General features: G+C 51.1%; 23 protein-coding genes. 10 read left to right on the top strand and 13 right to left on the bottom strand.

Annotated features, from left to right (window positions below):
- On the bottom strand, nucleotides 1–273 hold a 273-nt coding region (locus ACFWW2_RS00775), incomplete at its 3' end, for a hypothetical protein (protein ID WP_393925457.1).
- Entirely contained in the window at nucleotides 270–827 is a 558-nt protein-coding gene (locus tag ACFWW2_RS00770) for a toxin-activating lysine-acyltransferase (RefSeq protein ID WP_393925456.1), read from the bottom strand. The genes ACFWW2_RS00770 and ACFWW2_RS00775, both read right to left, overlap by 4 nt.
- A gap of 695 nt (nucleotides 828–1,522) precedes the next feature.
- On the opposite strand from ACFWW2_RS00770, the gene ACFWW2_RS00765 reads away from it, so the two are divergent.
- The 3 genes from ACFWW2_RS00765 to ACFWW2_RS00755 are packed head-to-tail and all read left to right on the top strand — an operon-like array spanning nucleotide 1,523 to nucleotide 3,527.
- Nucleotides 1,523–1,927: a hypothetical protein gene (locus ACFWW2_RS00765; protein ID WP_393925455.1), complete on the top strand. Its 405-nt coding sequence runs from the start codon at nucleotides 1,523–1,525 to the stop codon at nucleotides 1,925–1,927.
- A complete protein-coding gene (locus tag ACFWW2_RS00760) occupies nucleotides 1,924–3,282 on the top strand; it encodes a relaxase/mobilization nuclease domain-containing protein (protein WP_393925454.1) in 1,359 nt (452 codons plus the stop codon). The genes ACFWW2_RS00765 and ACFWW2_RS00760 overlap by 4 nt, the downstream gene beginning before the upstream one ends.
- 20 nt (nucleotides 3,283–3,302) lie before the next feature.
- Nucleotides 3,303–3,527 carry a hypothetical protein gene (locus ACFWW2_RS00755; RefSeq protein WP_393925453.1) on the top strand — a complete coding sequence of 75 codons (225 nt, stop codon included), beginning with the start codon at nucleotides 3,303–3,305 and terminating at the stop codon, nucleotides 3,525–3,527.
- A 9-nt stretch (nucleotides 3,528–3,536) separates the two neighbouring features.
- On the opposite strand, the gene ACFWW2_RS00750 is transcribed toward ACFWW2_RS00755, so the two are convergent.
- Nucleotides 3,537–4,043, bottom strand: coding sequence for an antirestriction protein ArdA (locus ACFWW2_RS00750; protein WP_393925452.1), 507 nt, complete (start codon nucleotides 4,041–4,043; stop codon nucleotides 3,537–3,539).
- Nucleotides 4,044–4,433: 390 nt separating this feature from the next.
- Between ACFWW2_RS00750 and ACFWW2_RS00745 the strand changes: the two genes are divergently transcribed.
- Entirely contained in the window at nucleotides 4,434–4,613 is a 180-nt protein-coding gene (locus ACFWW2_RS00745; protein ID WP_393925451.1) for a hypothetical protein, read from the top strand.
- A 68-nt stretch (nucleotides 4,614–4,681) separates the two neighbouring features.
- On the opposite strand, the gene ACFWW2_RS00740 is transcribed toward ACFWW2_RS00745, so the two are convergent.
- From ACFWW2_RS00740 to ACFWW2_RS00725, 4 genes are all read right to left on the bottom strand, one after another.
- Nucleotides 4,682–5,833 (bottom strand): hypothetical protein, encoded by a 1,152-nt coding sequence (locus ACFWW2_RS00740; protein WP_393925450.1) that lies wholly within the window; start codon nucleotides 5,831–5,833, stop codon nucleotides 4,682–4,684.
- Between the two features lie 4 nt (nucleotides 5,834–5,837).
- Nucleotides 5,838–6,950, bottom strand: coding sequence for a hypothetical protein (locus ACFWW2_RS00735; RefSeq protein WP_393925449.1), 1,113 nt, complete (start codon nucleotides 6,948–6,950; stop codon nucleotides 5,838–5,840).
- A 9-nt stretch (nucleotides 6,951–6,959) separates the two neighbouring features.
- Nucleotides 6,960–7,970 carry a hypothetical protein gene (locus ACFWW2_RS00730; RefSeq protein ID WP_393925448.1) on the bottom strand — a complete coding sequence of 337 codons (1,011 nt, stop codon included), beginning with the start codon at nucleotides 7,968–7,970 and terminating at the stop codon, nucleotides 6,960–6,962.
- 767 nt (nucleotides 7,971–8,737) lie between these two features.
- Nucleotides 8,738–8,944, bottom strand: a complete 207-nt coding sequence (locus ACFWW2_RS00725; RefSeq protein ID WP_393925447.1) for a hypothetical protein — start codon at nucleotides 8,942–8,944, stop codon at nucleotides 8,738–8,740.
- A 93-nt stretch (nucleotides 8,945–9,037) separates the two neighbouring features.
- Here ACFWW2_RS00725 and ACFWW2_RS00720 point away from each other — a divergent pair, with 93 nt between their 5' ends.
- Both ACFWW2_RS00720 and ACFWW2_RS00715 read left to right on the top strand, forming a co-directional pair.
- Entirely contained in the window at nucleotides 9,038–9,388 is a 351-nt protein-coding gene (locus ACFWW2_RS00720) for a hypothetical protein (RefSeq protein ID WP_393925446.1), read from the top strand.
- A gap of 556 nt (nucleotides 9,389–9,944) precedes the next feature.
- On the top strand, nucleotides 9,945–10,439 hold the full coding sequence (locus ACFWW2_RS00715; protein WP_393925445.1) for a hypothetical protein: 495 nt from the start codon (nucleotides 9,945–9,947) through the stop codon (nucleotides 10,437–10,439).
- A 19-nt stretch (nucleotides 10,440–10,458) separates the two neighbouring features.
- On the opposite strand, the gene ACFWW2_RS00710 is transcribed toward ACFWW2_RS00715, so the two are convergent.
- Complete coding sequence (locus ACFWW2_RS00710; protein WP_393925444.1) at nucleotides 10,459–11,322, bottom strand: hypothetical protein; 864 nt, start codon at nucleotides 11,320–11,322, stop codon at nucleotides 10,459–10,461.
- Between the two features lie 1,309 nt (nucleotides 11,323–12,631).
- Nucleotides 12,632–13,207 (bottom strand): recombinase family protein, encoded by a 576-nt coding sequence (locus ACFWW2_RS00705; RefSeq protein WP_393925443.1) that lies wholly within the window; start codon nucleotides 13,205–13,207, stop codon nucleotides 12,632–12,634.
- Nucleotides 13,208–13,443: 236 nt separating this feature from the next.
- Between ACFWW2_RS00705 and ACFWW2_RS00700 the strand changes: the two genes are divergently transcribed.
- The gene (locus ACFWW2_RS00700) at nucleotides 13,444–13,797 is read left to right on the top strand and encodes a hypothetical protein (RefSeq protein WP_393925442.1); all 354 of its coding nucleotides are present in this window, start codon (nucleotides 13,444–13,446) and stop codon (nucleotides 13,795–13,797) included.
- Here ACFWW2_RS00700 and ACFWW2_RS00695 read toward each other — a convergent pair.
- From ACFWW2_RS00695 to ACFWW2_RS00680, 4 genes are all read right to left on the bottom strand, one after another.
- The gene (locus ACFWW2_RS00695; protein ID WP_393925441.1) at nucleotides 13,792–14,469 is read right to left on the bottom strand and encodes a hypothetical protein; all 678 of its coding nucleotides are present in this window, start codon (nucleotides 14,467–14,469) and stop codon (nucleotides 13,792–13,794) included. The genes ACFWW2_RS00700 and ACFWW2_RS00695 overlap by 6 nt on opposite strands.
- 144 nt (nucleotides 14,470–14,613) lie before the next feature.
- Nucleotides 14,614–14,922 (bottom strand): type II toxin-antitoxin system RelE/ParE family toxin, encoded by a 309-nt coding sequence (locus ACFWW2_RS00690; RefSeq protein WP_393925440.1) that lies wholly within the window; start codon nucleotides 14,920–14,922, stop codon nucleotides 14,614–14,616.
- Entirely contained in the window at nucleotides 14,912–15,175 is a 264-nt protein-coding gene (locus ACFWW2_RS00685) for a type II toxin-antitoxin system ParD family antitoxin (RefSeq protein ID WP_393925439.1), read from the bottom strand. Before ACFWW2_RS00685 ends, ACFWW2_RS00690 begins: the two co-directional genes overlap by 11 nt.
- 67 nt (nucleotides 15,176–15,242) lie before the next feature.
- A complete protein-coding gene (locus tag ACFWW2_RS00680) occupies nucleotides 15,243–15,959 on the bottom strand; it encodes a hypothetical protein (protein ID WP_393925438.1) in 717 nt (238 codons plus the stop codon).
- Nucleotides 15,960–16,218: 259 nt separating this feature from the next.
- Between ACFWW2_RS00680 and ACFWW2_RS00675 the strand changes: the two genes are divergently transcribed.
- The 3 genes from ACFWW2_RS00675 to ACFWW2_RS00665 all read left to right on the top strand — a co-directional run bounded on the left by ACFWW2_RS00675 (nucleotide 16,219) and on the right by ACFWW2_RS00665 (nucleotide 17,249).
- Nucleotides 16,219–16,518, top strand: coding sequence for a hypothetical protein (locus tag ACFWW2_RS00675; protein ID WP_393925437.1), 300 nt, complete (start codon nucleotides 16,219–16,221; stop codon nucleotides 16,516–16,518).
- Between the two features lie 66 nt (nucleotides 16,519–16,584).
- Complete coding sequence (locus ACFWW2_RS00670; protein ID WP_393925436.1) at nucleotides 16,585–16,734, top strand: hypothetical protein; 150 nt, start codon at nucleotides 16,585–16,587, stop codon at nucleotides 16,732–16,734.
- Between the two features lie 65 nt (nucleotides 16,735–16,799).
- Nucleotides 16,800–17,249 carry a hypothetical protein gene (locus ACFWW2_RS00665; RefSeq protein WP_393925435.1) on the top strand — a complete coding sequence of 150 codons (450 nt, stop codon included), beginning with the start codon at nucleotides 16,800–16,802 and terminating at the stop codon, nucleotides 17,247–17,249.
- Nucleotides 17,250–17,368: the final 119 nt, after the last annotated feature.

The raw sequence follows: 17,368 nt of genomic DNA, 5'->3' as shown, positions 1-17,368 counted from the left end.
GGCCCGGTGCGCCGCGATCATCGGCTCGAACGCCCGACCCGATGGTTGTGAAAACTGTTTGGCAAAATCCCGCAGCGCCATGGGTTCGGCGACCGACACCACGGTGAATTTCATGTCGTCAAAGGTGATCTGGAGCGAGGTACCTTCCTTCTTGACAGCATGCAGCTTTGCTTTGGCGGAGGCCGGGAAGGAAGCGATGACAGCTTCCGCTGCGGCCTGATCGAGGATCAGGGGGTGTTCCAGCAGGACCATGGCCATGAGGGGCGCGGTCATCTTTTTGCCCCTAGCTTCTCCAGCGTCTCTGGATCCACCAGCCGCGTCACGATGGGATGCATCCGCAATTCCCCATTCTTCACAACCTGTTTGAAATTCGCGATCACGGACACGGTCGTCTTCTGATCCGGCGCGATCACATCCAGCAGCCAGTTGATGTCTCCCGACTGCCACTCATCCGCCTTCAACCGCACCGGGAATACCCCGCCCTTGATCTGATCGCGGATCTTCGCATCGACCTCCTCGGACACCGACGCCCAGATCGCCACTCCCGACAGATCGGTCAGCGGCCCGCGTTCTTCATTTCCGGGATAGGCAATGGCGATCCGGTCGCGGATCAGCGGCTCCAGCACCATATGCTGCAGATCACCGATCGTTTGACTGCGATAGCGAGGCAGCGCCATCATCGCCATCGCGATCTTTCCAAAGGATTCGCGCACCTGCGCCCTTACCTGGGCGACTTTCTTCGCGATTTCGGGATCAATTTCTGTTTGTTTTTCAGTCGTTTTTTCGTTCAGTCCGGCTCCAACGCCGTTCCCTGTCTTCTTCGTCATCAAATCCGTTCCGCATTAACTATATATTAACCTACATTCGCTCAGGGCAGTCAGCAACCGGTAATGCAAGAATAAGTTGAATAGCGCGACCTGCACACCGAACACCTGTGCATGGCCTGCTGCCAGTTTTGTGGACACAGAGATGAGGTGCTTATGAGATTGGGGGCCAGCAATAATGAGAAAAGTATCCAGACCGGAGTTTAAGCACAGATTGTAGTGGTGCTTGGTGTGAGCGTGACTCAGACTTCGGGGGATCTGGACGTCCACGCGACGATGCTGCGCAGATGGTCCCGAGAGTTTGAGTCAGGGGGCGCAGACCGCAGATCACCCGACAAAGTGAGCCAGAAGCCCATTTCATGTTGCACACATAGTGCACCCGACAGAGACATTCATCGCCAAACTTTCCTTCAGAGCTGCCAGACCCAGCTGCTTTGGGTTCTGACCATGGAATTCGAACTCGACGCGATTTGAGCACGCTGTTGCGACCCCTCCTGCTTACGCGATTTCCCCACATAAGCACCAAGCCGCCAAACATGCGAACGGCCAACCATCGGGTTTGTATTGGGAAATGGCGCGCTTCGCCGGAGAAAGTTCGAACTCTTTGTTCGACACTCTGGACGAATGGGAGCGCCATCTTCGCGCAATTGAGACTTCCTCCAACACCGTAACTCAGGACAATGATCCGAGGTGCGGCGATGAGCATTTCGGCACGTAATTTCAACGCGGTAGCAGCCGCCCAGCCCCCAAAGAAGCGCGAAGCGCCGTTTTCGCTGCGCTTGAGCTTTGAGGAAAAGGCCGCATTGCGTGATCTGGCCGGGGATATGCCCCTTGGTGGGTACATTAAGGCTGTCCTCAAAGAAGCCATTGATCAGGGCAAAACGGTCTCTTCGAAGCCGGATTCACAAGCTGTTGGGCGCGCGCTTGGGCACCTTGGTAAAAGCCGCCTTTCCCAAAACCTCAATCAGCTCGCCAAGTCCGTCAATATGGGCGCACTGCCTGTCACGCCGGAAACGGAAAGTGAGATCAAGGAAGCTTGCCGCGCTGTTCAAGACATGCGCGATGCGTTGATGGCTGCCCTTAGTGATGGGGGCAGCCTATGATCTTGAAAGCCAAAGAACGTGGCAATGCCCCTCAACTTGCACAATACCTGATGTCCATGCGCGACAATGAGCATGTCGAGCTGCATGAGCTGCGCGGCTTTGTCAGCAATGACCTAGATGCTGCCTTCAAAGAGGCCGAAGCCATCGCTTCACAAACCAAATGCCAGAAGCATTTGTTCTCCATGAGCCTGAACCCGCCCGAAGGCGCGCATGTCAGCCGTGAAGATTTTGAACGCGCCGTTGATCAGATCGAAGGCAAGCTCGGTCTGGATGATCACGCTCGCGCGCTTGTCTTCCATGAAAAAGATGGCCGCAGGCATGCCCATGCGGTCTGGAGCCGCATCGATAGTGATGAGATGCGCGCCAAGAACATGAGCTTTTTCAAGGACAAGCTGATGGATGTCTCCCGCGATCTGTATCTGGAGCATGGTTGGGACATGCCCAAGGGCATGATCGATAAATCCCTGCGCAATCCACTGAACTTTTCTCGCGCTGAATGGCAGCAAGCACAGCGCAGCAAACAAGACCCCAAGCTGATCAAAGCCGCGTTTCAGGAATGCTGGAAGAACTCGGATGGGACCGATGCGCTCAAGGCGTCGCTGGAAGAGAAAGGCTTCTTCCTGGCCAAAGGAGATCGTCGCGGCGTTGTCGCCGTTGATGTGCGCGGCGAGACCTATTCGCTCTCCCGCTGGGCTGGCGTGAAGGCCAAAGATGTGCGCGAGCGCATTCCGGATGCTGAGTTCCTGTCTTCTGTTCAAGACACCAAAGCTCATATCGCCAGCCGCATGACAGGTCAGCTCAAGACCTATCTGAAAGAAGTGGATGATGGCTATCGCCGTGCATCGCCAGCGATGGAGATGAAACGCCAGCAGCTTCAGGCGCGTCATGGCGAAGAACGCAAAGCGGAAAACATGCGCATTGCGCAGCGTGAGCAGCGCGAGATGCAGGCCCGCGCCAGCCGCTTGCCTAGTGGTTTCAGCGGTATCTGGTCCCGCATCACAGGTAAGTTCTCCAAGATCAAAGCCAAGAATGAAATGGAAGCCCTGCAATCCTGGCAGCGAGACCGTGCAGAAAAAGACCGTCTGGTGTCTCGCCAGCTTGAAGAGCGCCAGCGTTTGCAGGCCGCTATCAAGCAAAAGCGCGAAGAGCGCGCCACAGAGGTTGCGCAAATCAGATCAGAGATTGCGGCCTATGTCGCCATGAAGCGCGGTGATGTGCCCAGCCTGAACAAGCGCGGTCAATCCCATGAGCAAGCCAAGACCAAGATGCGCGGGCGTCAGCGCCTGGGCGCGGATCGCCAAAGGCAACGCGAGCGCAATCGTTCTCGCGGCGATGATCTTGGCCGTGAACTTTAACCAAAGAAAGGAGGTCGCCCATGACAAACGACATGCGATACCCAACACGAAAAACATTTATGCTGAATCTGGATGAGGCCCATGCCTCAAAGCTGGATGACTTGCGGCGGCATTTTCATCTTGCTGCCGATGATGCCATTCGGCTGGCTATCCGGTTGACCCATGCCCGCATGGAAAAACCCGATGTGCTGGTGCCGGAGTTCAAGCCCCATACGAAATGGGACTATGACTTTGAAAATGAATAAATTTACGCGCTAGGCGCAGCGGTGAATCATCCGCTGCCCTGCGATTTCTGTTTCTGTGTAATCCATGCTCAGATCATAGGCGATGGCGTCCATGTCTATGTAGTTTGCCAGATGATCAGGGATGTCACCGAACAAGCCTTCCTCAACAAACTGCTCAGCCAGTTCTTTCATCGTATCCAGGTGATAGATGTCCAGATCAAAATCATCAGGATCAACGGTTTCTGGGTCAAAGTCATAGCCGCACTCACCAACGGCCAGAATGAAGCGAGTCTTCTGATCATCATCCCATTCATCCACGATCTTCATGAATTTCAGGATGTTAGCTTGATTGATGCGCCATGCTTTGGCCAGCGTACAATCAATGCTTTTGCCGTCAATGAACTGGATTTCAAACTCTTCCACGGGCTGGCTGTAGTCATTCTTGATCTTGCCGATCTTCTCTGAAAACCCTGCTTCATCATCAAAATAGAAGCCTGTCGCCGATACATCGTAAGGCTGGGCGTAAAACTGCGTCATCTTTTTTCTCCTTATATTCGGTTCGCGCATGCAACCGAACTGCCCCTCTGGCGAAGAGAGGGGGTGCAAGGAGCAAAGGGCAGCCACGCTGCGGACCAGAGCCACGCGCAAGCTGCAATGCAGTGAAACGAGCATGGCGAGGATCCACCCTTTGATCCGCGCCGGGGGCATCAGCCCCAAGTCTTTCACTTACTTGGAAAACATCAGCGCAGCCCTCGTGGCTGCGTTTTTCTTTGATCATACGCCTGTGTGCATCTCATTCGTATCCACCGCAGGCATCAATGCCTGCCACCGATCTTTCGGTGCCTTCAAACCCCAATGATTGTGTGTGTTCCGGGGCCGAAAGGCTCCGAAGGTCGGGGCCTCCTTGATCCCGAAGAGGAGGATACGATGAAACTCATTACACGATATGACGCACAAAAACTTAGCCTGGAGGAACTGCACGGCCTGTTCCGCGAAGCATTCAACGCCGTTGCCGCCGCTCCGCACGGCTCGCAAGATCGGAGCAATGCGCTGGTAGCGCTGGAAAACATTGAGCGTGAACTGGCATTTCGTATTGCTTCGCTCTAACGCCAACCGCTGACTTCAAATCGGTTGGCCTCAAATATGCCGAACTAAGAAGCAACCAATAAATAAACTTAGTCTGGCAATATCTCGAATTGTTCTTGAATTGGTTTTGCCTCTACCGAAGGAATAGGCGTCGCATCCGTTGCATCTCTGGCAGTGCGAAGACCAATGGTCAACGCAAGAATCATCGCGAGCAATAGAGCGATGATCACGACTGGTGCCGCATAGCTATGATTTGCAATAAATCTAGTAAATGAACTTACGCCAATCCTTCCGCGCTTAGAGAAGCCCGGCGTGACTGACCTTTTCGTCGAAAATAACTTTGCGGGTGTCTTAGAATATTCAGGCCTGACATCTTCCGTTTGATCATGCACAAACTGGATCAAACCGATCAGATAGTCTTCGAATTCTACGTCAATCCCGTCGGGGCGAGGGAACCTGAGTAGCATTGAGCGCCTTTCGAATCTTAGTTGCCGATCGGTCGAATGGTTGACAACGTCAGCATCTTGGGAACCGCCCATACCGATTTGGTCACGGTGCCGCTGCTCCAAATGGGCCGCTTCGCGCTTCTGGCGTTCGCTTAGTTCACGCACACGAACAGCGGTGAGCGACTCCTGCTTTGTAATTTCATCGGTCAATACCGGATAGGGACCACTCCTAGTGTTCCACAAAATAGTCGGTCTTCGGCAAGTCTCAACAAGTTCCCAAAGCCGTAAAACTGCTTCATGCTCAGATGGTTCAGCCCCTCTGACGTACACTTTCGACTCTTGATCACGCATCACCAAATCAAGCTTATAGCTTGCGCCAGATTCTGGCTGAATTAGTCCAATAAATTCAGAATGCCGCTTGTGTCGAAACTCAGTTTCGTGGTGGGACCGTGCAGCCTTAAGGAACGGAATTATTGCTTCGATGTGCGAATGATCATATGCAGCAGTTTCAACGGCGAAACAAACCCCCAGAAATCCCGGACGTCCCATCGCATCACTTGCACGCGTCACGGCGCCAAGTAGCATGACTTCTTGTCCGTTCGCTCGAATTACCCTGCCGAAAAAAGCAAGTTCACCTTCAGGTGGCAGGTGATCAATACTGCCGTGCATATCACGGAATTCTACAATACCGACATAGTCGGCTATACTTGATAGCAATCCTCCGCCTTCGGCTGTCAGCCCATCATGGGTTACGAATACCGCATCGCCAAGTGTTTCGGGTAACGTCTCAGCCATTTATTCAGTTAGCTTTGTCAATACTATTGAATAACCTTTGAAAAAAAGTTGGCCCTCTCCGTTTTCCAGTAAATCTATGATAGAGCCAGTCAAAGACCTTCTCAACGTCAGTAAAATCTGGCGCCACCAAACGAGGGATCATCGCACCTTTTTGATTTGGGTTGACGACAAAATCGATATCACCCAACCTCATCGGAACGAGCATCCTATCCCTTTCCGGCCACGCAACCCATTTTGCCATTATTCCTGGCGCCATAGTGCGCATGTAGTCAATCACTGCTTGATCTTCGAGGCGCTGATAGTGCGAAAATGGACTCGCGTCATCGCCACCAGTTTGCGAAATCATCTGCTCTAACGCCCGATCTGGGTTTGCAATTATCACACCGAGAGATATTTGGCTTCGCCTCTCCTGAAAGTTCTGGTTCACGTAATCAATGAAGTTCGTTAGCAATATATCATTGTTTGGAGTGTCTGGATGAACCATCATTAGTACGACCAAGTTAACTCGCGGATTTGCTATAAGATGGTGTACAGCTTCAGGCAACGACTGCCTACCAGTACGTCCCCCTTGGACTTGCTTCAAGAGCTCACCGGAAACCTCAATTAGACCAAAGTCAAGTGGCACTTTGATTCCCTGTGATGGAACAACTGAGTAGTTTATTTCTCTAATAGCTGCTTCTGATGCTGCAGTCGGAAGAACAAACTCTCCTCGTGACCATTTTGAGCGCCATTGATTCAGTAAGTTTCGAGTTTGGTGATCCTCTTCCCCCGAGCGAAGACGGGGGATTTTCATTTCAAAATCTAGCTTCCCAGATTGTTCGATGTAGCGAAGTAAGAACGAATGGAAGGTGGATTTTCCTGAACCTCCTAAGCCAAGCGATAGTACATAATTGCCATTGCGGGCCTGCGCATCTTCAGCAGTGAACGTCGTAGTAGCGGCAATATTTGGAATAAAGCCATCATAAGAGTCGCCTACATCCGACTCTGCGGCATCACCTGAATCGGTCGCGTCATGCCCTATTGGATCTAACCGTGAAAACTTGTCTGTGGCTCGATTTGCGAGTTCACCCCGTTCACCTGCCGTTTTGGCATCTTGTGCCTTTTTTTTGTCCGACATCACGTACCCCTACAACAATCCACCGGGTCGGCTAGAGTTAGCGGAACCGCCAAGATTTACCCCCCTGCGAAACGCAATAAGCGCAACAACTATGGGCAAAATATCAACAAATGAGGCGATAATCGCCGCAATTAAAGTGGCCGACAAATTGGGCCGATCAACAAAGCCATTTTGAAGTGTATAGATTATTTCGCCAAGGCGGCCTGCACTCGGGTCAATTTTTCTGTGAGAGACTTGTTGCGTTGTAGAGAGGAGCGAGTTTGCACGCCGCTCAACGTCTTGGCTGATGGTCGCTATCTCTGACAAAACAGCCAAGCCAAGCGTTTGAATCGCGTCTTGAGGCGAATTGTAGCGTTTGAGTGCGTCCTCAATCTGCCGCTGGATGGCGCGGACTGAAACGTAGGTAGAGGCGGAGGGTTCGGCGTCCATGGCCTCAAAGACCAATTGTGTGTACCTATCGTAATAGTCGCTGAACGCCTCTACCCTGCTTGGCACCTGCAAGTCCGTCGGTGGTATCGTTAGCTGGGCATTGATGTTTGCAATATGTTCGCGGCAACGCTGCCCGCAACCAGGGCGATTCGGATCCGTGGCCTGTTGCAGCATGTTTTCGAGTTCAGTGTTGATCAATTCACGCTTGTTAATCTCGGTCTGAACGGCGCTCAACTGCACCAGCGAAGCCCTCGTAGAAATTAAATCATCACGAAATACGTCATATTGCTCTCGTATAGTTTCAGCGGCGACATCTCTAGTCATTAATTTCGTGTAAACGAAGTTGAAATTTGACGTCATGCTAAAAAATGCACCCATGACGAATAAGACCAAGGGAAGAGCTATAGATTGGCCTGACTCTCGATACTTTTGAACCAAGTAGTCAGCGAGAAACAACACTAATCCGATCACTATAGTGAACGGAAGGGTCAGTTCGTTAAGGGTTCGCTCAAAGCCAAAATATGTCAAATAAAGGCTAATCGAAATACAAATAGATACAATAAGATAGTAGACAATTCTTGTCGTAAACAACTTCTCACCTCCAACCCGTACTACAGCAGATCATCGCCTAAGTTGTAACGCCCTGACAAGTAAAAACTTCAAATTGAGCATCAAATCTGATTGCCAGCACGGATTCGGTGGGTTGTTAGGTCTTTGTTTGAACTTTTGTGCGCACTTCAGTGTGAATGATTTGAAGGAACAAAGATGCAAAACTTCATATTTCTAGTTGACCTTAACCCGCTGGTAATCTCTCCGCTCGCGTTCTTAACGATCTATGTAGCTGGCGAGTATCTCGAACACAGGTTTTCTCCAGCCCCAGCGAATCTGCCTCATTCTTGTCCTACCTGCTCGAAAACGTGAAGTTTGATGAGAAAGATTGGCCCTTTGAGCCTGGTCCATCTTTGACAATGTGGCGCACATCCAATCCGCGCAGGGTTGGTCAGGATTTCACAAGGGCAGGAACGCTCTTTGATCGATGGGATGGTTCCAAGGCAACGGCAGCTACGAAGTGCTCCCTTCCTGGTCGCGCTGAAAGCGTCTCCATGAAGTGGCGCTCATCCAAACTGCGAAAGGTTGGTCTCCATGACATGGTGGTGATTGAACGGTCACACGTTCTATTGGCTCTGAAGATGGGTTTTATGCCCCGATCTGAGCCATGGGCCGGGGGGATGCAACGGGGGGGGGGCAAGACTGACAGTCTGGAGCGGGCCCCCTTGCCAAGATGTGGGTGGTAATACCACGCACACATCTTGCACTGCAACGTCATCTCAACCTAATCACAATCCGATATTGAATGATCACGCGTAAATAGGAGCAAACTGCCACACAAGTTCTCCAGAAACATCTTCGGAGAATACTATTTCGCCGATTTTGCCGAAGAAATCGACAAAGTTGGAATACTTCTCGAACTCCTCCATGAGGCTAGCCTTGTCCTTTCTCGCTATGTTCCGGCGATCGCATTCGTGATCCAAAGCTTCCTTGAAGTCACCAAAGTTCTCTACCATCTAATCCACTCCTTTCAAGAAAATATTTAGATTACAATTCGCTATGATGAAAAGCAATACTTTTTGTTAAAGGTCGGGGTTGACAAATAGTTGATGAGTATCAGTATGAGCGCCGCGGTTTTTGGGACATTGAAGATGGTAACCCGACAAGGAAAAGGTGGTGCGGAACCTCAACCTAAAAAAGGAATCCAGGAATTCGAGGTTGATCTAAGCAATCCTGCCTTCGTTAAGCGAGCAGTTGAGGCAGCACCGGGCATATTGAGCTATCTTCGACAACATAGCGAGGTTCTCGGAGGAGTTATGGGGGCGGACAACTTCAATGTATTGTATTCGAGCTTTGAAGTGCTTTCCGACCCAATCAAGCTTGAACATGCTTTGACCAGCACGCCTCGTGAGGTGCCATTGGTTAGCCTTAGTGTTGCTGAAGCGTTTAATGGATTTTAATGGGGCTTCGCATGATAGGACCATTTACCCCACGATTTGATTTGTCTGTCGGTACATATCTTGGAAACAGCCCCACACAGAACCAACGGGCCTGTTTTAAGTCTTTTTTTCAGGACCTTGCCGATGGCCCGGTAAGCGTGGCCTATAGAAAATTGGGCTCCATCTACTTGGTTGGTACTTGTGGTCACGTCATAACCATTGAGGCGAGCGGGCGACTTGTGACATCGATACGACCGGGATTGCTAGCATGAGTTGTGAAACTTGGGACACTATGCTCACATGCGTTGGTCTTATGTTCGAAATGTGTGGCGCATTCCTGATGTGCTTAAGGTTCACCAATGTCCGCTACAGTCAAGTTCCGTTGGTTTTGATAACTGCCATTTGGCGCGGGAAGGCCGCCCACAGTGCTTCCGATCTTGCTGACTTCACACCGGAAAAAAACCTATCATTTGTTCAGGGTTTAAGCTTTGTTGCTTTGGGTTTCGTGCTTCAAACTATAGCCTCACTATTAGAATGTGGAGGATAATCTGTTTAAGGGTTTCAAATAGGCACTCCTATGTCCGAAAGAGAAAAATCTAGCAAACAGTCGGTGACAACCTTGACCACGGCGCCTGAGCGATCTGATACTGCACTAAAGGTCTATTTCGACGCTACACAGACTATCCGTCACTATGATGGAGAACGTACCGCAACCCATAGATTGGCTGTCGCAACCCTAGGTGCGCTCTTTGCCTTCACCGGTAGTGAGCTATTCAATCAAGTGATGCTGCCAGTCCTATCCGTCGTTGGCGCGCTTCTGTCACTGTTCTTTCTCGTTGTCACGTTTAAGCATTCAGCGCTGATCGACCGTGAGCGAGCCCGCGCCGCAGTCGCCCGAGACTTGCTCTCTAAGTTAGGCGATCAAACAATTTCTCAGATAGACAACGAAAAGGCCGCTAGATACAAAAAAATCGCGTTTTCGCGGATTAGAACAGCCACGCTATGGCCATGTATGTATTTGCTTTTTGCCTTATCATTCGTTGCGATAACGCTCATCAACTTCAGGTTCTGAGCAGCCAATCTCACGATATCTAAGGATTGCCGTACCCATATTCTTCTGCTTCCAGAACGGTGACATGAATATCATGTCTTTTGAACTCTTCACAAATCCAGCCCTTGTCACTTCTTGGGGCAACTACATGTTCAATGAAGTCGCGGACATGGTGCCCATCCACAGATTCCAGCTGCCAACAACGTTGAAAGTAACGCTCAGTCGTCGCTTCAGTGCGGGAATCTGAAACCAACTTACGCAAGTCCTTGATCTCGCTGGACTTTGCTTCTTTAAGAGGATTCAAGAACTCAGGATGCGAACCCAAGCTGTACCAGACCATCCCCTTTCTCATATGGTGTATTAGCCGGAACTCACGTTGCTGATAGAACGCGAGTATATCTTCATTAAGTGATGAATCCGTTTGCTGAAACAGGTTTAACATCATCTCTATGAAGCCTACCAAATTGAATGCTGGTTCACGGTCCAAATCAAATAAGTCAAATAAATCATTCTTCTCATTATCTCTCATTCTGTTAACCTTATCCAAAAGTGCAGGATCATAGGGCAGATCGTGCTCCAAGCTTGCGAGCTCCTCAAAGTTGGGAAACGTGTAGCCCTTCTTCGTTAAGCCACCTTCCACATGAGCCAAGACGATCATTATTTCTCGTAGCTCTTTGAGGCGCGAGATAATCTGATAGTTTAGCCCCGGCACCTCATCAAATCCCCCCTCATACTTTTCTCCAAAAGTATCGCTTGGTGAGTAATATGAAGTTGGAACGATGCCAATTCTACGCGCGGCAAGTGGATCAATTGCAATTGCCACTGGGCCAAAGAGATCGGCATGCGATGCAACTTCGCCAGGGACATATTTTGGTCCATAGGGAGACGGAGACAATCCGCGCACGCACCTGCTATACAGCTCCTCGGTGGAACAAAGAGTGAAGCAAACTCGCGATTGCAGGTGCTTACGCTCAGGTTTCTTTTCCGCAATTAGCCTCAACTTCTCAGTATATTCAGTGTTGGGGTCTGGGTAGATGTCCAGAGTCTCTGGCGTGCACAATAGCCCATGTGCTAGAATGCTCCGTAGAATCAATTTTGCATTTTGATCTGGGGTTCTTGTTCTGTTCGGCTTGGATGGGGGTCTCGGAAAAGCGTGGTATAGATACATGAGATTTTACCCTAAGGCCCTATTGTGGGCCGTTTTTTGCCTCTTCGCGACTAGTGCGGTAGCAGTAAGAACTGTAAGCACGATGTCCAGCGTAGTAAATCCTTCCGCAATTCACGCGGTCGCAACGCTCATTAACAACGGTGACCACGTTATCGGCGGTGGTGTCTTTCTGGAAGGTGCGTCAGACTTTGTCCTCGAGGGCGCCGCCGATGTTCAGCTAGACGCCAGCAATCTGTCACTGTCTTATTTAGCTGGGGCTGTTTCACTCGTCTACAATCGAGCTTCCTACGCCTACGAAATGCACCCTCAATTGGTGTGCCCGCTTGGGCGGTTTATACGTCGCGAAGGTCGCTTAGTGTTCTCCATCCCCTCGGACAGATCAGAACCGGGGCAAGAAAAGCTCCGATCTCTCGGACTTGAACCATATGGGTCAAGCGGTCTGTGGGTCGCCAAAGAGTTCAAGCGAAACGCTGTCGTGGCGTTGCTTTTGGGTATGGACTTCGCCAATGTGGAGAGCTTGCCAAGCACTATGGAAACTGACCTTTTAAAATCCCTGAATTCCAGCATAGGTGGGAAACTGGATGGTCTAGCCAATGACTGGGACTCATACTTTAACACAGACTCAATGTCTCGCATTACGACATTTCTGATGGAAAATTCGAATACTGCAGAGACTTCGGGTATACCTTTGAGGTTTTATTGGAGGGCCGTAGGTGACCAAACCACGGTGACAGAGGTTGAGGTATACTCACAGAGACTGGGTGACGACAAAATTTCTGACTTGTCTGCATTGGACCTTCCGAGAGTAAACAGAATGAGGAATGACCAGCTAAGGTCGTTGGTTTCGACGTTTAATCAAATTGACTTTATCAGCGCCTATCAGTCCGCTGCTGTATTTAGATCAATCCATCGAAACAACACCGATAATTTCTCCGATTTTGTTGGTGCGGCTTGTCGCGACACTCGCTACAGCGGAGTCCGTAGGTAGCGGCCCTTACACGAGCGGCCTTTGGGTGAGGCCAGGACACCTATTTTTGGCGGGCTTTCACTTCAACTTCCCGAAGTGGTAGCTGGACGCATTCCTATCTTTGATCCACATCACCAATTTGTGTGGCACTATGTCCAGCAATCCACGTCGCAAGGTTGAGCGCGAAGCCCCTATCCGTTTTGCGGCTTCTGCAATCGAAACATTTTCTTGGGCGATGATGCGTTGAGCTGCAAGTAGGGTTTCGATTGTCAGTGCTTTCGGCCTACCTAGCTTGCTGCCGCGCCTTCGTGCAGCTTCGAGTCCTGCTGTGGTGCTTTCCGCGATGATATCTCGCTGGAATTCAGCGAAGGCGCTGAACAGGTGGTAGACTAACTTTCCGCCCGGCGTCGTCGTGTTGATGCCTTCGCTGAGCGAGCAGAAATGTATCTCGTCCTGTTGAAACTGCACCAACAGATCGGCGAGGTGCAAAACTGAACGTCCCAGGCGATCCAGTTTGAACACAATCACCGTGTCACCTGCCTTTGCATCATCCAACATCTTGTCCAGACCTTGGCGGCTGGCTTTGGTGCCGGAAACCCCATGGTCTTTGAAGATTATATCGCAGTTCACGGCATTGAGCGCGTCGAGCTGCATTCGCAGTTTCTGATCCTTCGTCGAAACTCGGGCATAGCCGATGCGCCGCCCAGATGTTGCTATGTGCGGCCAAACGCTCATATGGCCCCCCGATCAAAAACGAACCTTTCTGAACAGGCGGCGTGAAGCACGCATATTAGCCAATCTGGGACGCAAAAGCTTCGGTATCTGCGTTGTTTGGAATATACAGTTTTCATATGCCCACTTGAAGTGTAGATGTTCAAAATCCTTCGATTATGATCACCATTAAGGCATTGCTTCTAAACGCTTTTGTAGTGGCATTGGCCAGCTATCCACATCTTTCTTCGGCTGAAGGCTTCACCAGCGCAGATGTGTTGGAATGGGCCGAAGACAGCCAAGATAGCTATTTCCAAACGTCCGTGACGATGATCGGCGTCGTTGCGACACAAACGGGCGCGCATGGCCATATCGCAGCGTGCATCGATGACTGGTACTGGCAGGGGAACACAGCAAACCCTGAACATAACGATACCATCAGAGCGGCAATGCAGCGGTTTCCTGACCTATATCCTCAAGCTATCGTTCTTGCCGTCGTGGAAAAACAGTGTGGTAAATTCTCAAGATCATAGTTCGGGTACAATAATTGTTGCGGTAGGTCGGCTTGCCGTCTGATCGGGCTCGGTCGCCGGGACAGCCTTGGTCAGCGCTTCGGCCATATCAAGTTCTAAGGCATCAACGATGTCTTTTCCGCGTTGGCCAAAGCTTTCTAAATCATCTTCGCTTGGTGGATTGTCATCATCGTCCATCGCAGCCTGCATATCACCAATTTCGGCTTGGCCAGCCTGAATATCGCTTTCCAGCTCAGTCAAGCGGTTTAGGCGCGCGATGTCGGCTTGCAGGTCTTCAAAGCTTAGCTCGTCGCCGTTCCACAGAACCGTCGCAGCGAGATCGGCGGCAACACCCGCGCCATCCTGAGTGCGAATTTGTCCGTTTTGATCTTTGAAAACTCTGGTGCCGTCTGGCAGCCGCGCCGCACGGTCTAGTTTATCTTCAAGCTCTGTAGTCGATTGGTCGATTTGCGCGCGAACCCGTTCCAACAATACATCCAAGCGGCTCTGCGCTTCGGTCAAGATATTGGCGGTCTCTTCGAACAAGGCCGCATAGGCTGGCTTTTCGATCAGCATGAGCTGTAAGCGCGTCAGCGCCTGCGCGCGTTCGTCTTTGGACCTGCCGGATGGATCGGTGCTATTTGCGCTGTCTGGCAAGAAGCGTGCAATTCTGCCGACATCTCGTCCAGCCATTTAGTTTTGAAGGTCGTCAAAGTCTCGCGCATGTCTTGCAAAGCGCTCTGTCAGTCTGATTTCTTGTTCGTTGTCGTCAAAAGGCACAATGAAATTATACACTTGTGCGGATTAAGGATTGGTTAATCTCTATGAGACTGAACCTTAACCTAGCTCAACACCAAGGTGCCGTGCGGGGTCCATGCTTTGATGAAGGACGCGCAGAACAAAGAGACCCTGCGTGTCTTGCTTATAGTAAATCGCGTGACTTTGCTGGTTCAGCCGCCACACCCCCTCATGGATATCGCCGAAATCTCTACCCAACGTTGGCGCTGCTGCGATCTGAGAAAATCGTTGATAGAGCGCGCCGATATAGGCATCCGCCTGCGTCTCGCCGAACTGTTCAAGTGAGTAGAGGTAGATATCGATGATATCGCGTTCTGCGTCATTCGAAAGCGTGAAGCTATTCGCCACTCAGCAATCCGTTCTGCCGCGCTTCGGCTCGGGCTGCATCGATCAGGGCTTTTTTCGGGCGGGTTCCGACGCCGCTGGCTTCTGCCTTTTCGAGCAAAGCTTTGAGTTCCAATGTAGCAGTTGCGCGGCGTTCTTGGTCGCGGCGGATCAGATCACGCACATAGTCGCTGGCGTTGCTGTAGCGGCCATCTTTGGTTTGTGCTTCGACCCAAACTTTCATCGGGTCCGGCAGGGATACATTCATCGTAGCCATTGTCGGTCTCCTTTCTTCAAGAGTGACACATATTGGCAAAGTTTGTCAATTTTGACTGCAAGGGCGTTTATAGAGGTTTCTTGACCAACGACTTCCGAAGATCATTATAGATCACTTGGTTGGGGCTGACGTACGAGCGGTGCGCATCGGCAACGGCCATGCGCTGCTCCAAATCCAGCACTTCTTCGGCATCTTTGAGCAGGCGTGCATTCTCGGCAACCAGTGCCTCATACTCCTGCATGTTCTCAGCTGTGACTTCCGCTTTTGCGAGCCCTTCAGCAGAGTCTTTGATGACCTTGTAAGTGTTCTTGAGTTCATCGCTCATCTCGAAGAGCCCGTATGGCTGTCCGGCCATCCGGCAATAGGCACGCACAGCATTCTCAATAACCAAGGCGCTGTAGTGACGTTCTGTCAGTCTGCGCCCATTAAGACGGTGGAGCATAGTATAGAGTATCATTGGATCGACCGCGCCCGCATCATCCAGCAGTCTTTGGCCGCGCGGTAAAATTTTGCCCCCATCAAATAGATAGCGTCGGATGCCCTGAAAGATATTTCTGTTATTCATGATGTCATCCATCATGCGGAAACGGATTTTCCAGGTGAGCTCACGTACCGTCTTTTCGGAGATACGAGTTTTGCTGGCGATTTGATTCGAAACTGTAAGCTCTGAGAATCCTTTCAGAACCTCCAAAAACTTCGCTTCGCTGAGCTTTGAGTGGCGTTGATAGCGGTTTTTGGGGCGTAGTTTTGGCTTGGGTTTGGGCTTCGGTCCGCGTCGTGCCATTCAAAATAACCAACTGAATATAAAAGATAATACGACTTAATTCTGAGTGCTCTTCTTCCGTGCTTCGTTTGCGTCAAGGCCTATTCTGGAGTTAGAAACCGCCCATGCCAAGCAACATGGCATACCGCCTCTAGCGAGGCAATGAGGGCCCAAGAGCCTGTCCGAAACTGAAGAACTGAAACCCCGCCGGAAAACCAAGATTCCGGTGCCCAATAGAGCTGCGCCTGAGGCCAGCCCAAGAGAAAGAAAGGAGTAAAAAATGCAGTACCCAAACCAGTTCCATGGTCCCGGCAATGGTGGCCCTGGAGCGGACATGACTGGCGGTTTTGCGACATGCGCGGCAGCGATGGTTTCGATCATCGTGACCCCGGCCTTCACCGAATTCACGATGCCTTACGTCGTCACGCTTTCTGAAGACCAGTACTCGTATGAGACCGTCGATCTGATCGCCTTTGCTTGGCAGATCATCGCTTGGCCGATGACTTTCTATGCAGCCCGCGCAGCTATCACAGCCGCGCTCACTATCGCAGGCGTCTATCTCTCATACCGCCTGATCTAAGCCAAATTGGCTGGCTGCAATGAAGTGGCCAGACATCAAAACGAAACAAATAAGTTAGGAAAAAGCATGCCTAAACGCATCAAACGTCCCATTGGGACAATCTACGAAACCAAAGAAGTCAAAACCTTTGGTGATCGTGTGAAGGATGTTCTCGAAGGTATCGCCGGATGCGGCGTGATCATCGGGATCATCTATCTGCTCGCAAATGCGGGCTAAATATTACGGGATGGCGGCGCGAGCGCCGCCATCCTTCTTCTTAAATCAAAATGAAAGGAAACGTCATGACATTTGACGAACAATACCCCTATGGCTCAGCGCGATTTGCCAGCCCAATTGAAATCAACCGCGCATTTCGCGCATCTGGCGGCGTGCCCTTTGCCTTCCACGGCAAGCGCAAGCTGTATCACTCTAAGCAGGCGGGCATGCTGCTTATCGGCGGCGCTGGCTCTGGCAATTTCACCTCCGTTCTTGCGCACATCATGAATGCGCCGGGACGCAATGGGGAGCCGCCGCGCTATGCGATCTTCGATCCCAAGCGCGAGCTGCGCGCGGTAATGGAGCCGTATTTCGCGTCCATCAAAGCCCGCGTGTACGAGATCAACCCGTACTTCACCCATGGGGTGCAAGGATCAACGCTCTCGCTATTTAGCCACCTTACAAAAGACAGCCCGCGCCTTGTGGCTGATAGTCGCCGCGTGGCGCGCACGCTCCTTGGACGTGTCGCGGTTTGATGCCGCTCCTTTGATAGCATTTATTGCAACAAAGGAGACGAACTATGGGACTGAAACGGACGGACGAATTCCGTGCTGATGCGGTGCGGATCGCGCTGACGAGTGGCCTGACACGCAAG

Origin of the sequence: Yoonia sp. R2-816, from assembly GCF_046762905.1 — a bacterium.
Taxonomy (GTDB): domain Bacteria; phylum Pseudomonadota; class Alphaproteobacteria; order Rhodobacterales; family Rhodobacteraceae; genus Yoonia.
Note: the sequence above shows the minus strand (reverse complement) of the source record. Positions and strands in the feature narration are given on the sequence as shown.